At 73.6% G+C, this 23,610-nt stretch carries 20 protein-coding genes and 1 riboswitch; of the genes, 12 read left to right on the forward strand and 8 right to left on the reverse strand.

The window, feature by feature from the left end:
- Positions 1–7: 7 nt before the first annotated feature.
- Positions 8–1,942, reverse strand: a complete 1,935-nt coding sequence (locus KGD84_RS25455; protein ID WP_220562888.1) for a sensor histidine kinase — start codon at positions 1,940–1,942, stop codon at positions 8–10.
- Between the two features lie 23 nt (positions 1,943–1,965).
- On the reverse strand, positions 1,966–3,243 hold the full coding sequence (locus KGD84_RS25460; protein WP_220562889.1) for a PP2C family protein-serine/threonine phosphatase: 1,278 nt from the start codon (positions 3,241–3,243) through the stop codon (positions 1,966–1,968).
- 454 nt (positions 3,244–3,697) lie between these two features.
- Here KGD84_RS25460 and KGD84_RS25465 point away from each other — a divergent pair, with 454 nt between their 5' ends.
- The 3 genes from KGD84_RS25465 to KGD84_RS25475 all read left to right on the forward strand — a co-directional run bounded on the left by KGD84_RS25465 (position 3,698) and on the right by KGD84_RS25475 (position 5,530).
- Positions 3,698–4,375, forward strand: coding sequence for a biliverdin-producing heme oxygenase (locus KGD84_RS25465; RefSeq protein WP_220562890.1), 678 nt, complete (start codon positions 3,698–3,700; stop codon positions 4,373–4,375).
- A gap of 94 nt (positions 4,376–4,469) precedes the next feature.
- Positions 4,470–5,129 carry a TetR/AcrR family transcriptional regulator gene (locus KGD84_RS25470; protein WP_220562891.1) on the forward strand — a complete coding sequence of 220 codons (660 nt, stop codon included), beginning with the start codon at positions 4,470–4,472 and terminating at the stop codon, positions 5,127–5,129.
- A gap of 131 nt (positions 5,130–5,260) precedes the next feature.
- Entirely contained in the window at positions 5,261–5,530 is a 270-nt protein-coding gene (locus tag KGD84_RS25475) for a hypothetical protein (RefSeq protein WP_220562892.1), read from the forward strand.
- A 195-nt stretch (positions 5,531–5,725) separates the two neighbouring features.
- Here KGD84_RS25475 and KGD84_RS25480 read toward each other — a convergent pair whose 3' ends face one another.
- Positions 5,726–6,637, reverse strand: coding sequence for a 3'-5' exonuclease (locus tag KGD84_RS25480; protein ID WP_220562893.1), 912 nt, complete (start codon positions 6,635–6,637; stop codon positions 5,726–5,728).
- Between the two features lie 186 nt (positions 6,638–6,823).
- On the opposite strand from KGD84_RS25480, the gene KGD84_RS25485 reads away from it, so the two are divergent.
- Entirely contained in the window at positions 6,824–7,786 is a 963-nt protein-coding gene (locus tag KGD84_RS25485) for an asparaginase (RefSeq protein ID WP_220562894.1), read from the forward strand.
- An 11-nt stretch (positions 7,787–7,797) separates the two neighbouring features.
- Complete coding sequence (locus KGD84_RS25490; RefSeq protein WP_420910369.1) at positions 7,798–9,018, forward strand: NAD(P)/FAD-dependent oxidoreductase; 1,221 nt, start codon at positions 7,798–7,800, stop codon at positions 9,016–9,018.
- Here KGD84_RS25490 and KGD84_RS25495 read toward each other — a convergent pair.
- Positions 9,002–9,193, reverse strand: a complete 192-nt coding sequence (locus KGD84_RS25495) for a ferredoxin (protein WP_220562895.1) — start codon at positions 9,191–9,193, stop codon at positions 9,002–9,004. The genes KGD84_RS25490 and KGD84_RS25495 overlap by 17 nt on opposite strands.
- A gap of 132 nt (positions 9,194–9,325) precedes the next feature.
- On the opposite strand from KGD84_RS25495, the gene KGD84_RS25500 reads away from it, so the two are divergent.
- Positions 9,326–11,254 carry a DUF4153 domain-containing protein gene (locus KGD84_RS25500; RefSeq protein WP_277615492.1) on the forward strand — a complete coding sequence of 643 codons (1,929 nt, stop codon included), beginning with the start codon at positions 9,326–9,328 and terminating at the stop codon, positions 11,252–11,254.
- Between the two features lie 36 nt (positions 11,255–11,290).
- Here KGD84_RS25500 and pip read toward each other — a convergent pair whose 3' ends face one another.
- Both pip and KGD84_RS25510 read right to left on the reverse strand, forming a co-directional pair.
- Complete coding sequence (gene pip, locus KGD84_RS25505) at positions 11,291–12,247, reverse strand: prolyl aminopeptidase (protein WP_220562896.1); 957 nt, start codon at positions 12,245–12,247, stop codon at positions 11,291–11,293.
- A gap of 103 nt (positions 12,248–12,350) precedes the next feature.
- The gene (locus KGD84_RS25510) at positions 12,351–13,220 is read right to left on the reverse strand and encodes a DUF4429 domain-containing protein (protein WP_220562897.1); all 870 of its coding nucleotides are present in this window, start codon (positions 13,218–13,220) and stop codon (positions 12,351–12,353) included.
- A 158-nt stretch (positions 13,221–13,378) separates the two neighbouring features.
- Here KGD84_RS25510 and KGD84_RS25515 point away from each other — a divergent pair, with 158 nt between their 5' ends.
- The gene (locus tag KGD84_RS25515; protein ID WP_220562898.1) at positions 13,379–15,097 is read left to right on the forward strand and encodes an AMP-binding protein; all 1,719 of its coding nucleotides are present in this window, start codon (positions 13,379–13,381) and stop codon (positions 15,095–15,097) included.
- 189 nt (positions 15,098–15,286) lie between these two features.
- Positions 15,287–16,345, forward strand: coding sequence for a 3-deoxy-7-phosphoheptulonate synthase (locus KGD84_RS25520; RefSeq protein WP_220562899.1), 1,059 nt, complete (start codon positions 15,287–15,289; stop codon positions 16,343–16,345).
- A gap of 80 nt (positions 16,346–16,425) precedes the next feature.
- On the opposite strand, the gene KGD84_RS25525 is transcribed toward KGD84_RS25520, so the two are convergent.
- Positions 16,426–17,241: a penicillin binding protein transpeptidase domain-containing protein gene (locus KGD84_RS25525; RefSeq protein ID WP_220562900.1), complete on the reverse strand. Its 816-nt coding sequence runs from the start codon at positions 17,239–17,241 to the stop codon at positions 16,426–16,428.
- A gap of 173 nt (positions 17,242–17,414) precedes the next feature.
- Positions 17,415–17,515: riboswitch (glycine riboswitch) on the forward strand.
- A 146-nt stretch (positions 17,516–17,661) separates the two neighbouring features.
- On the opposite strand from KGD84_RS25525, the gene gcvT reads away from it, so the two are divergent.
- From gcvT to KGD84_RS25545, 4 genes are all read left to right on the forward strand, one after another.
- Positions 17,662–18,777: a glycine cleavage system aminomethyltransferase GcvT gene (gcvT, locus tag KGD84_RS25530; protein ID WP_220562901.1), complete on the forward strand. Its 1,116-nt coding sequence runs from the start codon at positions 17,662–17,664 to the stop codon at positions 18,775–18,777.
- Positions 18,778–18,934: 157 nt separating this feature from the next.
- The gene (gcvH, locus tag KGD84_RS25535) at positions 18,935–19,312 is read left to right on the forward strand and encodes a glycine cleavage system protein GcvH (RefSeq protein WP_220562902.1); all 378 of its coding nucleotides are present in this window, start codon (positions 18,935–18,937) and stop codon (positions 19,310–19,312) included.
- A gap of 6 nt (positions 19,313–19,318) precedes the next feature.
- Complete coding sequence (locus KGD84_RS25540; RefSeq protein ID WP_220562903.1) at positions 19,319–20,587, forward strand: serine hydroxymethyltransferase; 1,269 nt, start codon at positions 19,319–19,321, stop codon at positions 20,585–20,587.
- 83 nt (positions 20,588–20,670) lie between these two features.
- Positions 20,671–22,083, forward strand: coding sequence for an L-serine ammonia-lyase (locus KGD84_RS25545; protein ID WP_220562904.1), 1,413 nt, complete (start codon positions 20,671–20,673; stop codon positions 22,081–22,083).
- A 24-nt stretch (positions 22,084–22,107) separates the two neighbouring features.
- Here KGD84_RS25545 and KGD84_RS25550 read toward each other — a convergent pair whose 3' ends face one another.
- A complete protein-coding gene (locus tag KGD84_RS25550) occupies positions 22,108–23,520 on the reverse strand; it encodes a sodium:solute symporter family protein (protein ID WP_220562905.1) in 1,413 nt (470 codons plus the stop codon).
- Between the last annotated feature and the right edge of the window lie 90 nt (positions 23,521–23,610).

A 23,610-nucleotide genomic window follows, 5' to 3' on the forward strand; every position in this document is an offset into this window, starting at 1 on the left:
ACCTCGCTCAAGCCTCAGAACCCCTGTCAGGGTCCGCCCCGTCGTCGGGGGGAACCGTACCGCCATCGGACACCGGCGCGGTGGAGGTCGCCCCGGGGGAATCACCCCCGGACGCGTCCGCCTCCGGTCCGCCCCGACCCGTGGACCACCGTGCGGCCGTCGGTGCCGGGGCCGCCGGGGCGGTCTCGGCCTCCTGAACCCCGTCGTCGGCGAGCGCCTCCCGGGCGGCGGGTGCGCCGTCCGCTTCCGCGGTCTCCTCCTGCCCGGGGTCGACGGGCAGAGACCAGCATATGCGCGTTCCGGTACGGGGGGCCTCCCCCTCACCGGAGGTTTCCGATCCGTGCGAGGTGTCCAGCCAGATCCGGCCGCCGTGGAACTCGACGATCTTCTTGCACATCGCCAGGCCGATCCCGGTTCCCGTGTACTTCTCCCTGGTATGCAACCGCTGGAAGATCACGAAGATGCGCTCGGCGTACTGCGGTTCGATCCCGATTCCGTTGTCCTGGCAGCAGAAGATCCACTCGTCGCCCCGGCGCTCGACGCCGATGCGGACGCGCGGGTCCTCCTCGCCGCGGAACTTGACGGCGTTGCCCACCAGGTTGAAGAACACCTGGGTGAGCAGGGTGCGGTCGCCCTGGACGGTGGGCAGGCCGTCCCAGACCACCTCGGCGCCGGTCTCCTCCAGGCGGGTGGACAGGCTGCTGAGGGCGTCGTCGAGGGCGGCGTCGAGGTCGACCGCGGCGAAGTTCTTGGTGCGGCCGACCCGGGAGAAGGCGAGCAGGTCGTTGATGAGGGTCTGCATGCGCTTGGCGCCCTCGACCGCGAAGTCGATGTAGGAGTCGGCGCGTTCGTCGAGCTGCCCGTGGTAGCGGCGCTGGAGCAGCTGGCAGAAGCTGGCGACCTTGCGCAGGGGCTCCTGGAGGTCGTGCGAGGCGACGTAGGCGAACTGCTCCAGTTCGAGGTTGGAGCGGCGCAGCTCCTCGGCCTGGTGCTCCAGCAGGGCCGACTGCTCCTGGAGCTTGCGCCGGGCGGAGGCGACCTCGTCCAGGTCCTGGACGATGCGCTCGCGCATGGCGTCCACGTCCCGGCCCAGGCGGACGATCTCGGGTGGGCCGTGCAGGGAGATGCGGTGGGCGTAGTAGCCCTCCGACACCTGGCGCATGTGCCCGGCCAGCTCCTCCAGGGGGCGCAGCACCCACTGCTGGAGCATCACCCACAGGAACACCGACAGGAACACCACGACCAGGCCGACCAGCACCAGCAGGGCGACGACCTGCTGGGTGGCCAGGGTCAGGCCGCTGCGGGCCTCCTCGATCTCGTTCTGGAGGTTGCGCAGGGCGGCCTCGCTGGAGCGGGTGAGCTCCAGGTAGAGGACGCGGCCGCGGCGCAGGTCGTCCGGGCTGGGCTCCTGCCCGTTGCCGACCTGCTCCAGGGTGGGCTCGGCGAACTCGTCGGTCCAGATCTCCCCGGCGCGCAGCAGGGCGTCGATGTTCGACGCCAGGACCGGGTCCTCCTCGCGGCGGCTGTCGGCCAGCTCGCGCAGCAGCGCCCGCTCCTCGGTGATCTTGAGGCGGGCGTCGATGTAGGGCTGGAGGAACTCGCGCTCCTCGGTGAGGATGTAGCCCCGCAGGGCGTGGTCCTGGGTCAGGTAGGCGGAGCGGAGCTGCTCGACCGAGCCGACGGCCGGGGTGAGCTCGTCGACCTGGAGGGCCAGGGAGTCGCGGGCGCTGAAGGCGGCCAGGGTGATGATCGAGACGGCGACCACCAGGACGACCGCCACCACGGTCAGCAGGCTGGTCACCCGGCGGCGCAGGCTCCACGACTCGTGGGGCACGGCCGGCCGGCCCCGGTCTCCGTTGACGAAGTGGACGCCGCCGACGGAGGGGGTCGGGGGCGCGCCGGTGTCCGGGCGGGCCTCGGCTCCGTCGGTGTCGGTCGCCATGGCCGTCCCCTCCCCGGGAGGTGTCACTCCCGGTCTCCGTTGTTCTCCCCGTGGTCGTCGTGGGTGATGAGGAGCATCGCCACGTCGTCCTGGAGCGGTCCCCCGTTGCTGCGTTCGGCCTCGTCCACCACGTGCTCGGGCAGGCGGGCCAGGGAGACGCCCTGTTCCAGGATGCCGGTGACCAGCCGGCGCAGGCCCGCGACCTCCAGGCGCGCGGGCGGTTCCCCGTCGTAGGCGTCGACCAGGCCGTCCGTGTACATCAGCAGGCTGGAGCCGCGCGGCAGGCGGACCTCGTCGACGTCGGCGTCCTCCACCGGGAAGACGCCGAGCGGGGGCTGGGGGGTGACCGGGGTCTCCGCCACGGAGGTGTCCCGGACGATCATGGGCGGCGGGTGGCCCAGCACGCGCAGCCGGACCCGGTCGTCGCCGGTGTCCATGCTCGCCATGCACAGGGTCGCGTACATCTCCTCCTGGGCCCGCTCGCTGACGAGGATGGCCTCCAGGTTGGGCAGCACCGTGGACTCGGCGACCCCGGCCATGATGAGCGTCCGCCAGGCGATGCGCAGGCTGACGCCCAGCGCGGCCTCGTCGGGGCCGTGGCCGCTGACGTCGCCGATGATGACGTGGGTGGTGCCGTCCTTCTCGACCGCGTCGTAGAAGTCGCCGCCGACGATGGCGCGCTTGCGGCCGGGCCGGTAGTAGGTGCGGTGGCTGAGCGGCGAGCGCTGGAGCAGCACCTGGGGCAGCAGGCCGCGTTCCAGGCGCATGTTCTCGCGGGCGCGCAGGCGGGCCTCGCGGAGCTGGTGGGCGTTCTCGTCGGCGCGGCGGCGCTCCAGGGAGTAGCGCAGGCTGCGGCCCAGCAGGGAGCCGTCGACCTGGCCCTTGACGAGGTAGTCCTGGGCTCCGGCGGAGACGGCGGCGACGCCCTCGTGCTCGTCGTCCAGGCCGGTGAGGACCACGACGGCCGCCGAGGGCGCGCTCTGGAGGACCTCGCGGAGCAGGTCCAGGCCGTGCGCGTCGGGCAGGTTGAGGTCGAGCAGGACGCAGCCGCGGAAGCCCTTGAGGTGGTCCCGGGCCTCCTCGAGGGTGGCGACCCACGTGATCCGGGTGGTGAGCGCTGTCTCGGCGAGCAGTTCCTCGGCCAGGAAGGCGTCGCCCGCATCGTCCTCGATCAGCAGGACGTCAACCGATTCGACGGCAGCCTCCACCCGTTCGTTCAGGACGGCGTCGCCCAGGGCGGCGCGGCCGTCGGCGGCCACGCCGTCAGCGGGGGCGGTGTGCGCCGTCCCCGTGCCGATCACCGTCGTGGGATCGTGCCCTGTTCTCCTGGTATCCACTCATCGCCTTCGGTCTGACGGTCCGCGGGCGCTCGCCGTCGCGCCGCGTGGGCCCGAGACGGACACCCCGGGGCGGTTCGGACCGCATGGCTCCCCAAAAGATAAACGCCCCGGGGACCTGTTGACCAGCAGGCGTGGGGGAGACACATCCGACGGATTCGCGGGGAACCCCGTCGTCGGAGGGGGTCGGCGGGCCGGAACCGGCTGGGGGCCGGGGTTTTGCGCGGGGCCGCCGGGGGCGGTCCGCGGGCGCGTGCAGGGGCATGTGCACGGGGGCGGCGCTTGTGAGGCCGCACACAGGCTAAGCGACACCGCCCGTGTTTTTTATGACAGCCTGTCGTATCCTCCTTGAAGGAAGGCTCACCTAAATGACATCATGTCATCAAAGGCACCGATCGAGGAAGTACGGAGAACGCGGATGAGCGTCACGGCCGAAGCCCCCTCCACGGCCCCCGACTCGGAGCTGTTCTCCGAGCGGCTCAAGGCGGCCACCTGGAGCGCCCACCAGGCCGCCGAGGACCACGGGTTCACCCAGGCCCTGATGTCCGGCACCCTCCCCGTGGCCGGGTACACCGCGATGGTCGCCCAGCACTACTTCGCCTACGTCGCGCTGGAGGAGGTCGGCCGCGCCCTGGCCGGCGACCCCCTGGCCGGCCGGTTCCACTACCCCGAACTGGAGCGCGTGCCCGCGCTCGTGACCGACCTGGAGCACCTGCTCGGCCCCGACTGGCGCGCGCGGATCGAGCCGACCCCCGCCACCCGCACCTACGTGGCGCGCATCGAGCAGATGACCGACCACCCCGAGGGCTTCATCGCCCACCACTACACCCGGTACATGGGCGACGTCTCCGGCGGCCAGTTCATCCGCCGCACCGCCGCCGGGGCCTACGGGCTCACCGACGGGGCCGGGGTCGCCTTCTACGTGTTCGACCGCCTGGGCAGCCTGCCCCGGTTCCGCGCGGGCTACCGCGAGCGGCTGGACTCCCTGGAGATGGACGCCGCCACCGCCGACCGGCTCATCGCCGAGACCCGCCTGGCCTACCAGCTCAACACGGAGGTGTTCGCCGACCTGGGCCGGCTGCACACCGCCCGCTGACAGCCACGGCGCCCCGGGCGCGCGCCCCCGGGAGGACACCGCGGAAGAGGCCGGACCGTGCGGTCCGGCCCCTTCGGCGTGCCACCATAGAGGAATGCCCAAGATCACGGCGCCCACCATCGCCGCCCACCGTGCCCGCACACGGGAGCGCATCATGGAGGCTGTCGACGAGCTCATCCGCTCGCAGGGGATCGACCGCGTCTCCATGACCGACGTCGCCAACGCCGCGGGCATCACCCGCACCGCGCTCTACAACTACTTCCCGGACAAGCCCACCCTGCTGCTGGCGTTCACCGAGGAGGTGAACAACCGCTTCGTGGAGGACTACCGGCGCGAGCTGCCCTCGGGGGTCTCCGCGGCCCGGCGGCTGTCGGCGTTCGTCCGCCTCCAGCTCCAGGGCATCATGGCGCACCCGCACCCGCCCGCGGCCGAACTCGGCGCCAGCCTGGGCCCGCAGGCCTACCAGGCGCTGGCCGCCCACGTCGCCCCGATGCAGAGCCTGCTCACCGAGATCCTGGAGGAGGGGATCGCGGACGGCGAGTTCGACGCGATGCCCCCCGAGGCGGTCGCCCGGCTGACCCTGTCGATGGTCGGCTCCCAGCGGATCCCCCTGGTGAGCGGCGAGATCGATCCGGAGGAGACGCACGCCCTGGTCACCCGGTTCGTGCTGCGCGCCCTGGGTGTGGAGACCGAAACCGTGGACACCATCGTCCCCAACCGGACCGCGACGGAGACCGTCGGCGACGACGCATGAGCGGCGGGTGATAACGGACCGCCCGTAACGGGCGCTCCGGTGGCGATCGGGTGATACCGAGTCGAGAACCGCGGCCCGGATCCGGTAGGAATCATGACCCCGGACCCGAGTCGTGAAGGTTCACCCCCGCCGTGTCTCTCGTGCTGCTGGCGATCGGCGCCGTGCTGGTGCTGGTCGCGATGTCCAACAGGCTGCCCCGCTACGTCCCGCCCCGCCCCGTGCGCGCCCCCGCCCGCGGCGGGTCCGCCACGCGCACCGCCACACGGGCCCCGGCGCGGTCCGCCGGCCCCCGGCTGCGGCTGGTCCCGGCCCGCCTCACCGAACAGGGCCGCGCCCTGCTCACCGCCCTGGGCGGCAGCGCGATGATCGTCGCGTTCTTCCTCGCCCTCTCCGGCTACTAGGCGCGCCCCGGGTCGCCCCTCGCCGCGCCGCCTGCGCTCGGACGGCCGCCCCTCGGGGCCGACCCGCGCCGGTCGTCTCGCGAGGGACCGCCTCGCGGCCGCCCGTGCCCGTTCGGCGCGTGCGCCGAACCGCACGAGAGCACCCACCGAACACACCCCGGGCCGCGCCGCGCGGGCGCTCGGCCGGGCCCGCCCCTAGCGGCGGCGCAGGCGGCGGCCCAGGCCGGCCAGCAGTCCGCCGGCCGCCAGGCCGCCGGCCACCGCGGCGGCCGCCGCGAGGCGGCGGCGCGCCCGCGCGTCCCGGTGCGCCGCCATCTCCGCGATCGCCCGGTCCGAGGGGCCGAACGCCCCGCCGCACAGGAAGGGGTCCAGCTCCAGGGGGCGCCAGCGCGCGCCCGGCCACGGGCGCGGGACGAACAGGTCCGGCGGGGTGGAGGTGCGCGGCTTCCAGCGCACGGCCTCCGCGGGCGCGCCCGAGGGCACCGGGACCCTGCGGCGCAGCGGGACCGCGACCGGCTCGGGCTCGGCACCGTGGTAGCGCAGCTCACCCGGGGCGTTGGCGATCATCTCCACCAGCAGGCGGGCGCAGGCGCGGGCGTCGCCCAGGGCGGTGTGCTGCCCGGTCGGCCACACGCCGCTGAGCGCGTGCGAGGCCTTGGGCAGCGAGTAGCGCTCCAGCCTGACCTGCGCGCGCAGGGCCCGCAGCGTGCACAGCCCCGGCAGCCCCTCGGGCAGGCCGACGGGGACCAGCTCCGAGGCCAGGAAGCGCTGCTCGAAGTCGAGGTTGTGGCCCACCACCACCGCGCCCGAGAGCAGCCGGACCAGTTCCGGCACCACCTCGTCGACGGACGGGGCGCCGATGACGTCGCCGTCGCCGATGCCGTGGAACTCACGGCCGGCCACGTCCGCGCGCGGGTCCACCAGGGTGGTGGACTCCCGCAGCAGGGTGCCGTCGCCGCGTACCCGCACCACGGCGATCTCGACGATGCGGGCGCCCGTGCGCGGGTCCAGGCCGGTGGTCTCGGTGTCGAGCACCGCGTACTCCAGGTCCGCCGCCCGGATGCCGCCCCTGCGCCGGGTCAGCGTCCCCATCCGCAGCGTTCCCATGCCCGTCCCTCCGTTGAAAACCACCGGCTCCACGGCCATGACCCTACTCCCCGGCGCCGACGGCCCGGCCCGCGGTGCTTCCGCGCTCCCGGTGGAAACGGAAGAAAGAGGCCCGGGGTAACGTTCTGACGCATGTCCGTACACCCCCGGACACTCCACGCACCCCTCGACGATGAGGAGACCCGTATGACCAGAACCCCGCTGCCCGAGTACGTGCCCCTCGCCGAGGTGACCCGTTCCGGGATGCGCGAGAGCGTGCACTACGGGGCGGTCGTCGGTCTGTCCGCCGACGGGCGCATCGCCCACGCGCGCGGACCGGTGCACCAGCCGATGTTCCCCCGCTCCTCCGCCAAGCCGTTCCAGGCCGTGGCGATGCTGCGCGCCGGCGCCCCGCTGTCCGGGCCCTCCCTGGCGATCGCGGCGGGCAGCCACGGCGGCGAGCCCCTGCACGAGGAGCGCGCCCGGCTGATCCTCGCCGAGGCGGGGCTCACCCCCGACGCGCTGCGCTGTCCGCCCGACATCCCCGGCGGCTCCGAGGCCCGCCGCGAGTTCGTCCGCTCCGGCCGCGAGCCCGAGCGCCTCCTGATGAACTGCTCGGGCAAGCACGCGGGCATGCTCGCCGCCTGCGTCGCGCGGGGGTGGACCACCGGGGACTACCTCGACCCGGGGCACCCCCTCCAGGTGCTCGTCCGCGAGACCACCGAGGACCTGTGCGACGAGGAGGTCGCCCACACCGCCGTCGACGGCTGCGGGGCGCCCCAGCTGGCCGTCTCCCTGGCGGGCCTGGCCCGGGGGCTGTGGCGGATGCGCACCGCGCCCGAGGGGTCGCCCGAGCGCGCGGTCCTCGCGGCCATGAGCGCCCACCCCGAGTACGTGTCCGGCACCGGCCGGGTGGACACCGACCTGATGACCCGCATGCCCGGCCTGGTGTCCAAGATCGGCGCCGACGGGGTGCTGGTCCTGTCCGCGCCCTCCGGGGAGGCCGTCGCCGTCAAGATCAGCGACGGGGACGCCGCGGAGCGGGCGCGTACGCTGGTCGCACTCGACGCCCTGCGCTCCCTGGGCGTGGACGTCTCCCCCGTCCGGGACCGGCTGCGGGTGGACGTCTACGGCGGCGGCGCGCCCGTCGGCGAGGTCCGTCCGCTCTGATCGGAGGCACAGTGCGAAACATCGTCATCGTCGGCGCCGGGATGGCGGGGCTGCACACCGCGGCGGCCCTGCGCGAACGCGGTTTCGAGGGCCGTGTCACCCTCATCGGCGAGGAGCCCCACCGGCCCTACTCCCGGCCGCCGCTCTCCAAGGAGGCGCTGACCGGGGTGGGCCTGGACCCGGGTCCCCTGGCGGGCCACCGGGCGCTGCGGCTGCTGGAGGACGCCGAGGTCGACGCCCTGGACCTGGACTTCCGCCCGGGCACCCGGGCGCTCGGCCTGGACACCGCCTCCCGCACGGTGAAGCTCGACGACGGCGACGTCCCCTACGACGGCCTGGTGGTCGCGACGGGCGCCCGGGCGCGCCGCCCGGACACCGGCCTGGCGGGGGTGCACGTGCTGCGCACCCTGGAGGACGCCGAGGCGGTGCGCGCGGGGATCGCCGAGCACGGGCGCCTGGTGGTCGTGGGCGCCGGGTTCGTCGGCGCCGAGGTGGCGGCGAGCGCCCGCGCCCTGGGCGCCGAGGTCACCCTGGTGGAGGCGGCCCCCACACCGCTGACCAGGGTGGTCGACCCGCGGCTGGGAACGGTGCTGACCGACCTGCACCGGGAGAACGGCGTGGACGTGCGCCTGGGCGTCGGGGTCGACGCCTACGAGGGCTCCGGGCGGGTCGAGCGCGTGCGGCTCGCCGACGGGGAGGCCGTCGAGGCGCCCCTGGTGGTGGCCGGCATCGGCGTGGACCTCAACACCGAGTGGCTCCAGGGGGCGCTCGACCTCATGCCCGACGGGTCGGTGCGCTGCGACGAGTACTCGGCGGCGTCCGCCCCCGGCGTGTACGCGGTCGGCGACCTCGCGAACTGGCCGCACCCCCGCTACGGCGGGCGCATCCGCCTGGAGCACTGGACCAACGCCGGGGAGCAGGCCGCGGCGGCCGCGCACAACCTGCTCGCCGCCCCGCGGGAGCGCAGGCCCTTCACTCCGGTGCCCTACTTCTGGTCGGACCAATACAAAATGAAGATCCAGCTGCTGGGACAGGGCGCCCCGGCCGATGAGGTCGCCGTCGTCCACGGGTCCGTGCAGGACCGTAAGTTCGTGGCGTTCCTCGGCCGGGGCGGCATACTGACGGGCGTCCTGGGGCTGCGGTCCACCCCGCGCACCATGCGGTACCGGGGGCTGCTGGAGCGGCCGACCACCTGGGAGGACGCCCTGGCGGCGGTCAGTCCGCGACCGTGATGGCCCGCTTGGGGCACAGCTTCTCGGCCTGGCGGACCCGGTCGTGGAGCGCGGCGGGCGGCTCCTCGGTGAGCAGGTACAGGAAGTCGTCGTCCCTGACCTCGAAGACCTCGGGGGCGACGCCCATGCACAGGGCGTTGCTCTCGCACAGGTCGTAGTCGACCTCGACTCGCATGGTGTGACTCCTCGCGCGGATGGAAGTGTCCTACCGCACACTACGCCGGTGCCTCCGTGAACCGGCGGGCGAGGCCGGGAGTCCCACGCTGTACGGGGATCCCCCCGTCCAGCGTCCGAGCCGAGGGACACCATGGCAGTTCCCGAAACCCCGCACACCCACCACCCCCCGCACCCGCCGTACCTCCCGCCGGCCTACCGGCCCAGGCCGGTGCTGCCCAGGGCGCCGGGCTGGCTGCTCATCGCGGTCCTGGCGGTGGGAACGTTCTCCTCGCTGTTCGCCTCCCTGGCCCGCCCGGGCCTGGGGCTGGTGCTCACCGGGCTCCTGGCGGGGCTGACCGCCCTGGTCGCGCTCCTGGTCCGTCCGGCCATCCCGGAGGCCCCCGCGGCGGCCGGGGACGAGGACGGGGACGGCCCGGAGGAGGACCGGCGGGAAGCGGAGGCGGACGGGGGAAGGGCGGACGCCGACCCGGATCCCGGTCCCGACGACCGCCACGACGCCGCGGACGGGGACCGTGAGGCCCCCGGCACACCCGCCGCCGAGGACACCGAAAACGCCGAAGCCACCGAGGACACCGAGGACACCGAGGCCCCCGAGGGCGGGGACGCCGACGGGGCCCCGGACACGGACGGGCGGGAGCCCGCCCGGAGCTCCCCGGCCGACACCGACGCCTCGGCCCCCGCCGCCTGGAACGGCTGGGAGCCCGCGCCCGGCGGCGGCTGGCGCCCCGCGGGCGGCCCGGTGGAGGAGGTCGGCGAGCCCGACCGCTACTCCCACGCCTGGGCGGCGATCTTCGGGGTGATCGCGACCGCCCTGCTCTTCACCGCCCTGTTCCGCGACGCCGGATGGCTGCTGTTCTGGACGCTCACCGGCGCGTTCCTGACCGCCTCGCTGGCCTTCGCCGTCCGCGGCCCCCTCTCGCGCAGCGGCACGGTGGGCGTCGCCGCGGGCGCGTTCGCGCTGGTGCGCAACCTCTTCGCCACGCCGCGCTTCCTGCTGAGCCCCCTCCAGAACAGCCCGACCCGGCTGCTGCTGGGCCCCGCCGTGCTGACCGCCCTGGTCACCACTGCGCTGCTGGTGGTCTTCGGTCTGCTGTTCTCGTTCGCCGACACCGTGTTCGCCCACTACGTGGCCGACCTCTTCACCCCGCTGACCGAGGGCACCTCGTTCTCCGAGGGGATCGGCCGCCTGCTCCTCCTGGTGTTCACCGCCCTGTTCACCGGGTCCGCGGTGCTCACCGCACGGCGCCGCCGCCCCGCCCCCACCGCGCGCCCCGAGCGGGAGGCCCGGATGCCGGTGTGGGCGTGGACCATCCCCCTGGGCGCGCTGACCGCGCTGTTCGCCGCGTTCCTGGCGGTGCAGGCCGTCACCCTGTTCGGCGGCGACGACCACGTGCAGCGGGTCGCCGGGGTCACCTACGCCGAGTACGCCCGGCAGGGGTTCTTCCAGCTGGTGGTCGTCAGCGTCCTGGTCCTGGGCGTCATCGGCCTGTCCGCCCGGATCGTCCCCGCGCGCCCGCGCGGCGTCCGCCTGCTGCGCAACGCCCTGCTGGGGGCGCTGTGCGTGCTCACCCTGGTCATCCTCGCCTCGGCGATGTACCGCCTGCAGCTGTACATCGACGTGTTCGGACTCACCCGGCTCCGGGCCGTCGCGGAGGCGTGGATCGTGTGGAGCGCCCTGGTGTTCGCGCTGGTCATCGCCGCCGGGGTGCTCAACACCCTGGGTCGGCCCGCGGTGTGGCTGCCCCGGGTCGTGGCCGCCACGGCCGGGGTGTCGCTGGCCGTGTTCGCCTACGCGGACCCGGACCTGCGCATCGCCGAGAGCCACCTGGGCACCGAGCTGAACATGTCGGACGTCTGGTACCTGCGGGACCTGTCCGCCGACGCCGTCCCGGCCCTGGTCGAGCTGGAGGGCGAGGACCGCGCCTGCGTGCTCCAGCGGCAGTACCACCGCCTCGGGGACGACGGCCCCGCGTCCTGGAACCTGTCCCGGGAGCGGGCGGAGGAGCTGCTGCCCCCGCCCGTCGACCCGTACTCCTGCGTCGACCGCTACGACTGGTGACCCCTCCCGGGCGCGCCGGGGCGCGCCCGGGGCCCGTCACCGCGCGAAGCGGTCGGTCGCCTCGATGAGGCGGTCGAGGATGCCGGGTTCGCTGAACGCGTGCCCGGCGTCGTCGACGATGTGGAACTCCGCCTCCGGCCAGGCCCGGTGCAGGTCGTAGGCGGTGTGCACCGGGGTGCACACGTCGTAGCGGCCCTGCACGATCACCCCGGGGATGTGCCGGATCCGCTCGGCGCCCTCGATCAGCTGCTCCGGCGTGAAGAACCCCCTGTTGACGAAGAAGTGGTTCTCGATCCGGGCGAACGCCATCGCGTACTCGTCCTCGGCGTGGTGCTCCCGCAGCTCCTTGTTCGGCAGCAGGGTCACCGTGGAGCCCTCCCACACGCTCCACGCCCGCGCCGCCTCGACCCGGGTCTCGCGGTCGGGCGACTCCAGCCGCCGGGCGTAGGCGGCCATGAGGTCGCCGCGCTCCTCCTCGGGGATGGGCGCCAGGTAGGACTCCCACAGGTCGGGGAACATCATGGACGCCCCCTCCTGGTAGAACCAGCGCAGCTCCTCGTCGCGCAGCGTGAAGATGCCGCGGAGGATCAGCTCGGTGACCCGGTCGGGGTGGGCCTGGGCGTAGGCCAGGGCCAGGCAGCTGCCCCACGACCCGCCGAAGACCTGCCAGGCCTGCACGCCGATCATCTCGCGCAGCCGCTCCATGTCCTCCACCAGCGTCCAGGTGGTGTTGGTGGACAGGTCGGTGTCCATCCTCCCGGCGTGCGGGGTGGAGCGGCCGCAGTTGCGCTGGTCGAACAGCAGGATCCGGTACCGCTCCGGGTCGAACAGCCGCCGGTGGTCGGGCACGCAGCCGCCGCCGGGCCCGCCGTGCAGGAACACCACGGGCTTGCCCGCGGGGTTGCCGCACAGCTCCCAGTAGACGCGGTGTCCGTCGCCGACGTCGAGCATGCCCGAGTCGTACGGTTCGATGGGCGGGTACAGGGTGCGCACAGCGTGGCCTTTCCTGGGTGTTCGTCGTGTGCCCCGGAAAGGGTCTTCCGGGACGGGCCGGGCGGGGGGCGGCCGGGGTCCCTCCGGCGGGGGAACGGGAAGGCTAGAGGCGGCCCAGGAGTTCGGCCTTCTTGTCGGCGAACTCCTGGTCGGTGAGCAGGCCCTCGGCGTGCAGGCGGCCCAGCTCGCGGATCTTGGCGAAGACCTCCTCGGCGCCGCCCGGCTCACCGCCCTCCAGGGCGGGCGCGGCGGGCGCGTCACCGATGTACGCGTTGACGGTGGCCGCCATCAGGAAGGTCTCCTCGGCGCCCTTGGAGCCGTGCGAGGCGAGCGTGAAGAAGTCGTTCTCCAGGGAGGTCGCCTCGGGCAGGGTGACCCCGCGCAGCACGACGCGCATGTACCCCTCCGTGACGTCGACCTGCGGGTGCCAGTCCACCGACTCGATCTCGGCCAGCCGGTACTCGCGGGACTTCTCCTTCTCCTTGGCGGTGCTGGCCAGCCACCCGTCCCACTGCAGGCGCACCTTCTCGCCGTCGAAGGAGGCCGACCCCTCGGCGGTGCGGGCCTGCACGGGGGGCCGGGCCACCAGGGCCCGGGCGACCTCGGTGCGGTCCAGGTCGCCGGCGAGGGTCTCGCGGGCGTAGCGGGCCAGGTCCCGGATCTTGTCGGCGACGTACTCGGCGACCAGCTCGGTGTCGTGGGGGCCGCTCAGGACCAGGGGGGTGAGCGCGTCGCGGGCGGTCGCGGCCGGCCTGGTGTAGGGGTCGAGCCCGGGGAGCAGGTCCAGCCGCAGCCGCCACCCGTGCTTGCGGTCGCCCCGGTAGAAGTCCGCCTCGCGCACCGCGGCCAGCGGGACCTCGGCGCCGCCCAGTGCCTTGAACAGCGTCGGCACCTTGCGTCCGGAATCGAAGCGGATCCGTACCGTCTCGTCGTCGATCCTCCAGAGGGCGTGGTGCCCGCGCAGTTCCTCCATGGCTCACCATCCTAGGGCGTGCCCGCCGGGCCCCCGCTTCTCCCGGCCGCCGCCGGGCGCACGGCGCGGGGCGATGGGTCGCCGGGGCGCATCGGGGGTAGAAACCGCAGCACACCGGCCCCGGAGCGAGGCGGGCGGAGATCCGAAAGGTCGAAGCGATGTCCAAAGAGGCGGCGGCCGAGGGTGCCGCGGAGTTCCGTGCGGCGCGCGATCTGCTCCTGCGGCTGCGGGAGGACCGCGAGGGCGCGCACCGGGAGTTCACCTGGCCCCGGCCCGAGGTGTTCAACTGGGCGCTGGACCATTTCGACGAGGTGGCGGAGCGGCGGCCGGACCGCACCGCACTGTGGATCGTCGACGAGGACGGCTCGGAGGAGAAGCACACCTACCGGCGCATGTCGGAGCGCTCCTCCCAGGTCGCCAACTGGCTGCACGCCCAGGGCGTGCACGCGGGCGACCGCATCCTGGTGATGCTCGGACCCCAGGTGGAGCTGTGGGAGATCACCCTGGCGGCCGTCAAGCTCGGCGCCGTCGTGGTACCGACCGCCACCAACCTGACCGAGGGCGACCTGCTGGACCGGCTGGAGCGCGGCGAGATCGGGCACGTGGTGTGCTCCCCGGTGGACACGGCGAAGTTCGAGGGCCTGAGCGGCCACTGGACCCGCATCTGCGTGGGGTACATGGACGGCTGGCTCGGCTACCCCGACTCCGAGCACGCCGGCCTGGAGTTCCACCCGCCGCACCGCGTCGGCCCCGACGACCCCCTGCTCGTCTACTTCACCTCGGGCACCACCGCCACGCCCAAGCTCGTCGTGCACACCCAGCGCTCCTACCCGGTCGGGCACCTGTCCACCATGTACTGGCTGGGCGTGCGGCCGGGGGACGTGCACCTGAACGTGTCCGTCCCCGGCTGGGGCAAGCACGCCTACAGCAGCGTCTTCGGGCCCTGGAACGCCGAGGCGACGGTGCTGGTGGTGCGCCAGGACCGCTTCTCCCCCGAGCGCCTGCTGGACGAGATCGTGCGCTGCGGCGTCCACACCTTCTGCGCGCCGCCGACGGTGTGGCGGATGCTGGTGCAGACCGACCTGGCGTCGTGGAAGGTCCCCCTGCGCGAGGCCCTGGCCGCCGGGGAGCCGCTGAACGCGGAGGTGGTCGAGCACGTGCGCAGGGCGTGGGGCCTGACGGTGCGCGACGGGTTCGGCCAGACGGAGACCACCCTGCTGGTCGGCAACTCCCCCGGCCAGCACGTGGTCCCCGGGTCGATGGGCCGCGAGATGCCCGGGTACCGGATCGTCCTGGTGGACCCGGTCACCGAGGAGCCGGGCGACACCGGCGAGATCTGCGTGGACCTGTCCGACGCGCCGGTGGGGATCATGAAGGGGTACGCGGACAGCCCCGACCTGACCCGGACGGCGACCCGCCGGGGCCTGTTCCACACCGGGGATCTGGCCTCCCGGGAGCCCGACGGGCACATTACCTATATCGGTCGCGGCGACGATGTGTTCAAGGCCTCGGATTACCGCATCTCACCATTCGAACTCGAAAGCGTGCTCGTCGAACACGAATACGTGGCCGAGGCCGCGGTGGTCCCCTCCCCCGATCCGCTGAGGCTGGCGGTCGCCAAGGCGTTCGTGACCCCGGCCCCCGGGGTGCCGCCCACGGCGGAGACGGCACGGGCGATCCTGGAGCACGTCCGCGGCCGCCTCTCCCCGTACAAGAGGGTCCGCCGCCTGGAGTTCGCCGAGCTGCCCAAGACCGTGTCGGGCAAGATCCGCCGGGTGCAGCTGCGCCGGGAGGAGGCCGAGCGCGGCCCCGTCCAGGACGGCTCGCGCCGCCCCGCCGAATTCTGGGAGGAGGACTTCGCCGACCCGGAGCCGTGAACACGCGCGGGCGCCCCCGGAGAAATGCGTCTCAGTGGGCGAGACGAACATTTCACCATTGTCGCCGTTACCGGCCCCCGCCGTGTGACCCTCGTCCGAAATACCGGCGTGATCGCGTTCCGGAGCCGCGGCCGCGCTAGTGTGCAGGGTGGCGGCACCGCACGAGCGAGGACACAGGGGAGCAGCAGCATGCCCAGCACCAACGACACAAGGGTGGTCGACTACAAGCCGCTCATCGCCCCCCGGGACCTGCTCTCGGAGCTTCCCCTGGGAGCGGAGCGCACCGCCCTGGTCGAGCGCTCCCGCGCCGAGGTCAAGCGGGTCCTGGACGGTGAGGACGACCGCCTGCTGGTCGTCGTCGGCCCCTGCTCCGTGCACGACCGCGAGTCGGCCATGGACTACGCCCACCGGCTGATCGAGCTGGTCCCCTCGCTGAGCGAGGAGCTGTGCGTGGTCATGCGCGTGTACTTCGAGAAGCCGCGCACCACCGTCGGGTGGAAGGGCCTCATCAACGACCCCGGCCTCGACGACACCTACGACGTCCAGCGCGGCCTGCGCCTGGCCCGCGAGATCCTGCTGGACATCAACTCGCTGGGGCTGCCCGCGGGCACCGAGTTCCTCGACCCCATCACCCCGCAGTACATCGCCGACGCCGTGTCCTGGGGCGCGATCGGCGCCCGCACCACCGAGAGCCAGGTGCACCGCCAGCTGAGCAGCGGCCTGAGCACCCCGGTGGGCTTCAAGAACGGCACCGACGGCGACGTGCAGGTGGCCGTGGACGCGGTGGGCGCGGCCGCGGCCTCGCACACGTTCTTCGGTGTGGACCCGACCGGCGCGGGCTCGGTGGTCGTCACCGAGGGCAACCCCGACTGCCACGTCATCCTGCGCGGCGGCCGCACCGGCCCCAACCACGACGCCGCCTCGGTGGACGCCGCCCTGGACGTCATCGCCCGGGCGGGGCTGCCGCGCCGCCTGATGATCGACGCCAGCCACGCCAACAGCGGCAAGGACCACGAGCGCCAGCCGGGCGTGGCCGCCGAGATCGCCGCCCAGGTGGCCGAGGGCCAGCACGGCATCATCGGCGTCATGCTGGAGAGCTTCCTCGTCCCCGGCGCCCAGAAGCTGGGCGACCCGGCGGACCTGGTGTACGGCCAGTCCATCACCGACAAGTGCATGGGCTGGGACACCACCACCGAGGTGCTGACCACCCTGGCCGAGGCCGTCCGCGCCCGCCGCAAGACCGCCTAGCCGGCGCCCCTCCCGGACCCGCCGGGCCCCGCCCCGTCCGCCACGGGGCGGGGCTCCGCCGTCTCCCCCCGAGCCGTCCCCTACCGGGTGCCGGACTCCCGGGGCAGGACGTCCAGGGCCGCCAGCAGCTCGCGCCCCAGCGCCTCGCAGTCACCGGCCGCGCGCTCCCCCGGCTCCAGGCGCAGGGCGAAGGAGTGCGTCCGCTCCCCGGCGGCCACCCAGCCGACCCACCAGCCCGGCGCCCCGCCCCCGTCGCAGGCCGCGCGGCCGTGCAGCGTGTGCCCGGCGCCCTCCTCCACGAGGGTGGCCGCGTGCAGCGCCTCCTGGTGGGCGGCGTCCACCGGCAGCTCCCGGCGGGCCAGCCCGGCCAGGAACTCCGTCTGCTCCACCGCCGAGACCCCCAGCGGGCCCCGCGCCCAGAAGTCGCCGGAGCCGTCCTCCGGCGCGCCGATGTCGCGGTCGCCGTACTCGAACCGGTCCACCCACGTGGCCAGCCGGTCCCGGCCCACCCGCTCCACCGCGTCCCGGTGCGCCGCCCCGCCGGCGCCCACCACGGCCCCCGCGTCGGACACCGCGCCCGTCTGGAGCGCCACCAGCGCCGTCACCAGCTCGAACGTCTCCCCCGGCACCGCGCGCTCGCGCGCCCGCCCCGGGTCCACCAGCACCGAGGTGCGGTCCTGTGTGTCGTAGAGCACGAACGTGCCCGCCGCCCCGGCCCGCTCGAACACCCCGGCCAGGTCCGCCCGCTCCACCGCGGCCACGTCGCCGCCCACCGCGGCGGCGTTGCCCGCCCCCGGGACGGGGCCCGACTCCTCGCCCTCCTCCCGCGGGGCGGCACAGCCCAGCAGCGCCGCCAGCGCCGCACCGGCCACCGACGCGTAGCCGATCCGTCTCATCCTCCGCGTGTCCACCAGCACTCGGTCCCCCTCGGTGCACGAACCGCCACGACCCGTTCAGGGGACACGGTAACCCGTGCCCGCCCCCGCCGCCCGGGTTTCGCCCGCGCCGGTCGCGCGGGCGGTGCCGCCCTTGGGGGCGGCCACGGCCGCTGCTAGGCTGAACGTGTTGCTGACCCCGTACGGGAGAGTGCCCGCGCAGCCGGCGCGGGCCGCCGAAGGAGCAATCCCTCCCCGAAACAACCTCTCAGGCACAGTGGACCGTACGGGCGAGACCACTCTGGAAAGCAGGGACCGGGAGTCCCTCGCCGAAGGTGCAAGCCACGCCGAGCGCGGGGCGAAGCTCTCAGGCACCGATGACAGAGGGGGAGGATGGCAACGCCTATGCACGATACGACGCCCATCCTCTCGGGAGTACCCATGTCAGAGCCCGCGTCCGCGTCGCGGCCCACCGCCCTGCGCGCGATCCACGAGAAGGCCGGCGCCTCCCTCGTCGACTTCGCCGGGTGGCTCATGCCTCTGCGCTACGGCAGCGAGACCGCCGAGCACAGGGCCGTACGCGAGGCCGCGGGCCTCTTCGACCTCTCCCACATGGGCGAGATCCGCCTCACCGGGCCGGACGCCGGCCGCGCCCTCGACCACGCCCTGGTCGGGCACCTGTCGCAGGTCAAGCCGGGCAGGGCCCGCTACACGATGATCACCGACGCCGACGGCGGCGTCCTGGACGACCTCATCGTCTACCGGCTCGGCGAGGAGGAGTACCTCGTGGTGGCCAACGCCGCCAACGCCGACGCCGTCTCCGCCGCCCTGGCCGAGCGCGCCGCCGGATTCGACGTCGAGGTGGCCGACGAGTCCGCCGAGTACTCGCTCATCGCGATCCAGGGCCCCCGGGCCGTGGAGATCCTGGCCCCGCTCACCGACGCCGACCTCGACTCCATCCGCTACTACGCGGGCTACGAGCACACCGTCGCCGGGGTGCCCGTCCTGCTGGCGCGCACCGGCTACACCGGCGAGGACGGCTTCGAGATCTTCGTCAGGCCCGCCGACCGCGCCGTCGGGGTGTGGGAGGCCCTCATGGCCGCCGGCGCCGACAAGGGCCTGGTCCCCGCCGGGCTGTCGGCCCGCGACACCCTGCGCCTGGAGGCGGGCATGCCGCTGTACGGCCAGGAGCTGAGTACCGACCTCACCCCCTTCGACGCCGGGCTGGGGCGCGTGGTCAAGTTCGACAAGGAGGGCGACTTCGTCGGCCGGGCCGCCCTGGAAGAGGCCGCCCGCACCGCCCGCCCCCGCCGCCTCATCGGCCTCGTCGCGCGCGGACGCCGTCCGCTGCGCCGCGGCCAGGACGTCCTGCGCGACGGCGAGGTCGTCGGCACCATCACCAGCGGCGCCCCCTCCCCCACCCTGGGCAGCCCCATCGCCATGGCCTACGTGGACGGCGAACTCGACACCGCGACCGGCGCGTTCACCGTGGACGTGCGCGGCCGCGGCGAGGACGTCGACGTGGTCGAGCTGCCGTTCTACAAGCGGCAGGCCTGAGAACGTGGGTCCCCCACCAAAGGGACCCCGCGCGCCCCGCGCGGCTGAACCCCTGACCGGGATCGGCACGGGCGGGCGCGACCGGACGTAGGCCGGGCCGGGCGGCCGTCACCCGGCGGCGCGGCAGGAATGAAGAGAACCTCCAAGGAGAGTTGAAGTGAGCGTTCCCACGGAGCTGGGTTACACCGCCGAACACGAGTGGGTCTCGATCGAGGACGGGGTCGCCACGGTCGGCATCACGGCGTTCGCCGCCGAGTCCCTCGGCGACATCGTCTTCGTCGACCCCCCCGCGGCCGGGACCGCCGTGAGCGCGGGCGAGACCTGCGGCGAGGTGGAGTCCACCAAGTCCGTCAGCGACATCTACTCCCCCGTCGACGGCGAGGTCGTCGAGGTCAACCCCGACCTCGAGGGCGAGCCGGAGTCCATCAACTCCGACCCCTACGGCGCCTGGCTGTTCAAGGTGCGCCTGTCCGGGGAACCGGGCGAGCTGCTCTCCGCGGAGGAGTACACCAAGCTGACCGAAGGCGAGGACTGACCCCCGATGGCCACCGACAACACGCTCAACCAGAGCCTGAGCGAACTCGACCCGGAAGTCGCGGCCGCCGTCGACGCCGAACTGGGCCGCCAGCGCGACACCCTTGAAATGATCGCCTCGGAGAACTTCGCCCCGCAGGCCGTCATCGAGGCGCAGGGCACCGTCCTGACCAACAAGTACGCGGAGGGCTACCCCGGCCGCCGCTACTACGGCGGGTGCGAGCACGTCGACGTCGTCGAGCAGCTCGCCATCGACCGGGCCAAGGCCCTGTTCGGCGCCGAGCACGCCAACGTGCAGCCGCACTCGGGCGCCCAGGCCAACACGGCCGTGTACTTCGCCCTGCTCAAGCCGGGCGACACCATCCTCGGTCTGGACCTGGCCCACGGCGGCCACCTGACCCACGGGATGCGCATCAACTACTCCGGCAAGGTCCTCAACGCCGTGGCGTACCACGTGCGCGACGAGGACGGCACCGTCGACTACGACGAGGTCGCCGCACTGGCCAAGGAGCACCAGCCCAAGATGATCGTCGCGGGCTGGTCCGCCTACCCGCGGCAGCTGGACTTCGCCCGGTTCCGGGAGATCGCCGACTCCGTGGGCGCCCTGCTCATGGTCGACATGGCGCACTTCGCCGGCCTGGTCGCGGCGGGCCTGCACCCCAACCCGGTGCCGTTCGCCGACGTGGTCACCACCACCACGCACAAGACCCTGGGCGGCCCGCGCGGCGGGCTGATCCTCACCAAGGCCGACCTGGCCAAGAAGATCAACTCCGCGGTGTTCCCCGGCATGCAGGGCGGTCCGCTGGAGCACGTGATCGCGGCCAAGGCCGTGGCGCTCAAGGTCGCGGCGGGCGAGGAGTTCGCCGACCGCCAGCGCCGCACCGTGTCCGGGGCCAAACTGCTCGCCGAGCGGCTGACCCGGCCGGACGCCGCCGAGGCCGGCGTCAAGGTGGCCTCCGGGGGGACGGACGTGCACCTGGTGCTGGTCGACCTGGTGGACTCCGAGCTCAACGGCCAGGAGGCCGAGGACCGGCTGCACGCCATCGGGATCACGGTCAACCGCAACGCGGTGCCCAACGACCCGCGGCCGCCGATGGTCACCTCGGGTCTGCGGATCGGCACCCCCGCGCTGGCCACGCGCGGGTTCGGCGACGAGGACTTCACCGAGGTCGCCGACGTCATCGCCGAGGCCCTCAAGCCGGAGTTCGACGCCGAGTCGCTGCGCGCCCGGGTCCGGGCCCTGACCGAGAAGTACCCGCTCTACCCCAACCTGTAGGGCCCCGCCGTGCGGGGCCGCCGGGCCCCGCACGGCGTTCGTCCGGCAGGCACGGCCCTGTGCTCAACGAGGAGGACAGACCTTTGGCCATCAGCGTGTTCGACCTGTTCAAGATCGGTATCGGACCGTCTAGTTCGCACACCGTCGGGCCGATGAAGGCCGCTCGCACGTTCGTCTCCCGGCTGCGGGAGAACGGGCTGCTGGACGAGGTGGCGCACGTGCGCGCGGAGCTGTACGGGTCGCTCGCCCTCACCGGCAGGGGGCACGGCAGCGACACGGCCGTCGTGCTCGGCCTGCTGGGCCACACCCCCGAGGGGGTGGACGTGGACTCCGTGCCCGCCCTGGTGGAGCGGGTGCGCGCCGAGCGCTCGATGGCCCTGGGCGGCCCGGCCGGGCCGACGGTGGACTTCGACCCGGCCGTGGACGTGGACTTCCGCCGCAAGGAGAGCCTGCCCGACCACCCCAACGGGATGCGGTTCGTCGCCCGGGACTCCGCCGGCGCCGAGCTGGCCGCCAAGGTGTACTACTCCGTGGGCGGCGGGTTCGTCGTGGACGAGCGGGCGGCGGGGGCCGACCGCATCAAGGCCGACGACACCGTGCTGCCCCACCCGTTCGACAGCGCCGAGGAGCTGCTGGCGCTGTGCGCGGAGACGGGCATGTCGATCAGCGCGGTCATGCGCGCCAACGAACGCGCCTTCGGCCGCACCGACGCCGAGATCACCGCCGGGCTCCTGGAGGTCTGGACGGTGATGCGCCAGTGCGTGCGCCGCGGGGTGACCACCGAGGGCACCCTGCCCGGCGGCCTGCGGGTGCCGCGCCGGGCGCACCGGCTGTACCGCCAGCTCGGCGGCAACTGCGACGACGCGGGGCTGCTCGCCCCCACCGCCGACGACCCCGACCCGATGCGCGGCAGCGACTGGATCACCCTGTACGCGCTGGCGGTCAACGAGGAGAACGCCGCGGGCGGCCGGGTGGTCACCGCGCCGACCAACGGCGCGGCGGGGATCGTCCCGGCGGTGCTGCACTACTACACGCACTTCAGCCCGGGCGCGGGTGAGGAGGGCGTGGTCCGGTTCCTGCTGACGGCCGGCGCGATCGGCATCCTGTTCAAGCAGAACGCGTCGATCTCCGGCGCCGAGGTGGGCTGCCAGGGCGAGGTCGGCTCGGCCTCCTCCATGGCCGCCGCGGGGCTGGCCGAGGTCCTCGGCGGCACCCCGGCCCAGGTGGAGAACGCCGCGGAGATCGCCATGGAGCACAATCTGGGCCTGACCTGCGACCCGATCGGCGGCCTGGTCCAGGTCCCCTGCATCGAACGCAACGCGCTGGCGTCGGTCAAGGCCATCAGCGCGGCCCGCATCGCGCTGCGCGGCGACGGCAGCCACTTCGTGTCCCTGGACAAGGTCATCAAGACCATGCGCGACACCGGCCGCGACATGCACGACAAGTACAAGGAGACCAGCCGCGGCGGCCTCGCCGTCAACGTCATCGAGTGCTGACGCGGGCCGCCGCGGCCGGGGCCGTCAGGCCGGGGCGTCGGCCGGGGCCGGTTCGGCGGGCTCGGCCGCCCGGGTGCAGAGGCTGACCGCGACCAGCGCGACCAGGGCCGCGGGCAGCGCCACGATGACGGCGTTGAGCCCGCCCGGGGACCCGGCGACCTGCCAGCCGATGGTGGTGGCCGTGCCCGCCACCAGGGCGGCGACGGCGCCGGCGGTGGTCGCCCGCTTCCAGAACAGCACCGACAGGACGACCGGGGTGATCGCCGCCCCGTAGATCGTGTAGGAGTACATCTGCAGCTCCAGCACGGTCGGGAAGAACAGGCCGAGGGCGACGCCCAGGACCGCGACGCCCAGGACCGACAGGCGCTGGACCAGGAGCTTGCGGCGCTCGCCCGCCCGCTCGCCCGCGAACCGGGCGTACAGGTCGTAGGCCACGTTGGAGGCCCCCGACAGCATGTACGAGGAGCCGGTGGTGATGACGAACGCGACCGCGCCCGCCAGGATGAGGCCGCCCAGGACGGCGGGCAGGTAGCCCTCGGAGGCCAGGCTGAGGATCGCCATGTCCCCGTCGATGCCGGGCATCAGGACCGCGGCCGCCGTGGCGAGCAGCACGACCGGGACGAAGACGAAGAAGCTGCCCACCAGCATGCCGAGCGTCGAGGAGCGGGCCTCCTTCTCGTCCTTGGCGGCGGCGAGCCGCTGGTACATGTTCTGGTCGGCGAGCAGCAGCAGGAAGAGCGGGAGGAAGTAGCCGAGCAGCTGGAGGGCGGTGAGCCCGCCGCTGAAGGTGGTGGCCTGCTCGGGGAGGCCGTCCCAGTAGGCGCCCGGCCCGCCGACGGCGGTGAGCACCAGCGGCACCGACACGATCAGGCCGAGCACGATGAGGATGGCCGAGAAGAAGTCGGTGTAGGCGACGGAGAAGAGCCCGCCGGTGATGGTCAGCACGGTCACGACCACCGCGACGAGCAGCGTCCCCTGGAACGCGCTCAGCGGGGTGACCAGGCTGACCACGTAGCCGCCGCCGACGAACTGGGAGGCGGTCAGGCCCAGGTAGGCGATGGTGGTGACGGCCGCGGCGACGGTGCGGACGCCGATGCCGAAGCGCGCCTCCAGCAGTTCGGGAATGGTGTGCCGCGAGGCCCTGCGGATCCGGCGGGCGGCCAGGAGCAGGACCAGGATCCCCAGCGGGGTCCCGGCGAAGAAGACCATCCCCGCGGTCGGGCCGTAGGTGTAGGCGAAGTTGGCGCCGCCGATGATGGTCCCGGAACCGACCCAGGTGACGAGCATGGTGGCGATCATGACCGGGCGCGGCAGGCTGCGCCCCGCGAACAGGAAGTCGTCGCCGCCGCGGAGCCTGCCCGAACGCAGGAAGTACAGGGCGACCCCCAGCATGGCCGCGATGTACACGGCGAGGATCACGAGATGGGTCGTTTGCATGGATCACCTTGCGGGGTTCGGGGTGGGGAGGGGGACCGCGGGGGGTCGGCGGTAGGGGCCATGAAAACAGCCCCGACCATGAAATGCAAC

This window comes from Nocardiopsis changdeensis, from assembly GCF_018316655.1.
GTDB classification, from domain to species: domain Bacteria; phylum Actinomycetota; class Actinomycetes; order Streptosporangiales; family Streptosporangiaceae; genus Nocardiopsis; species Nocardiopsis changdeensis.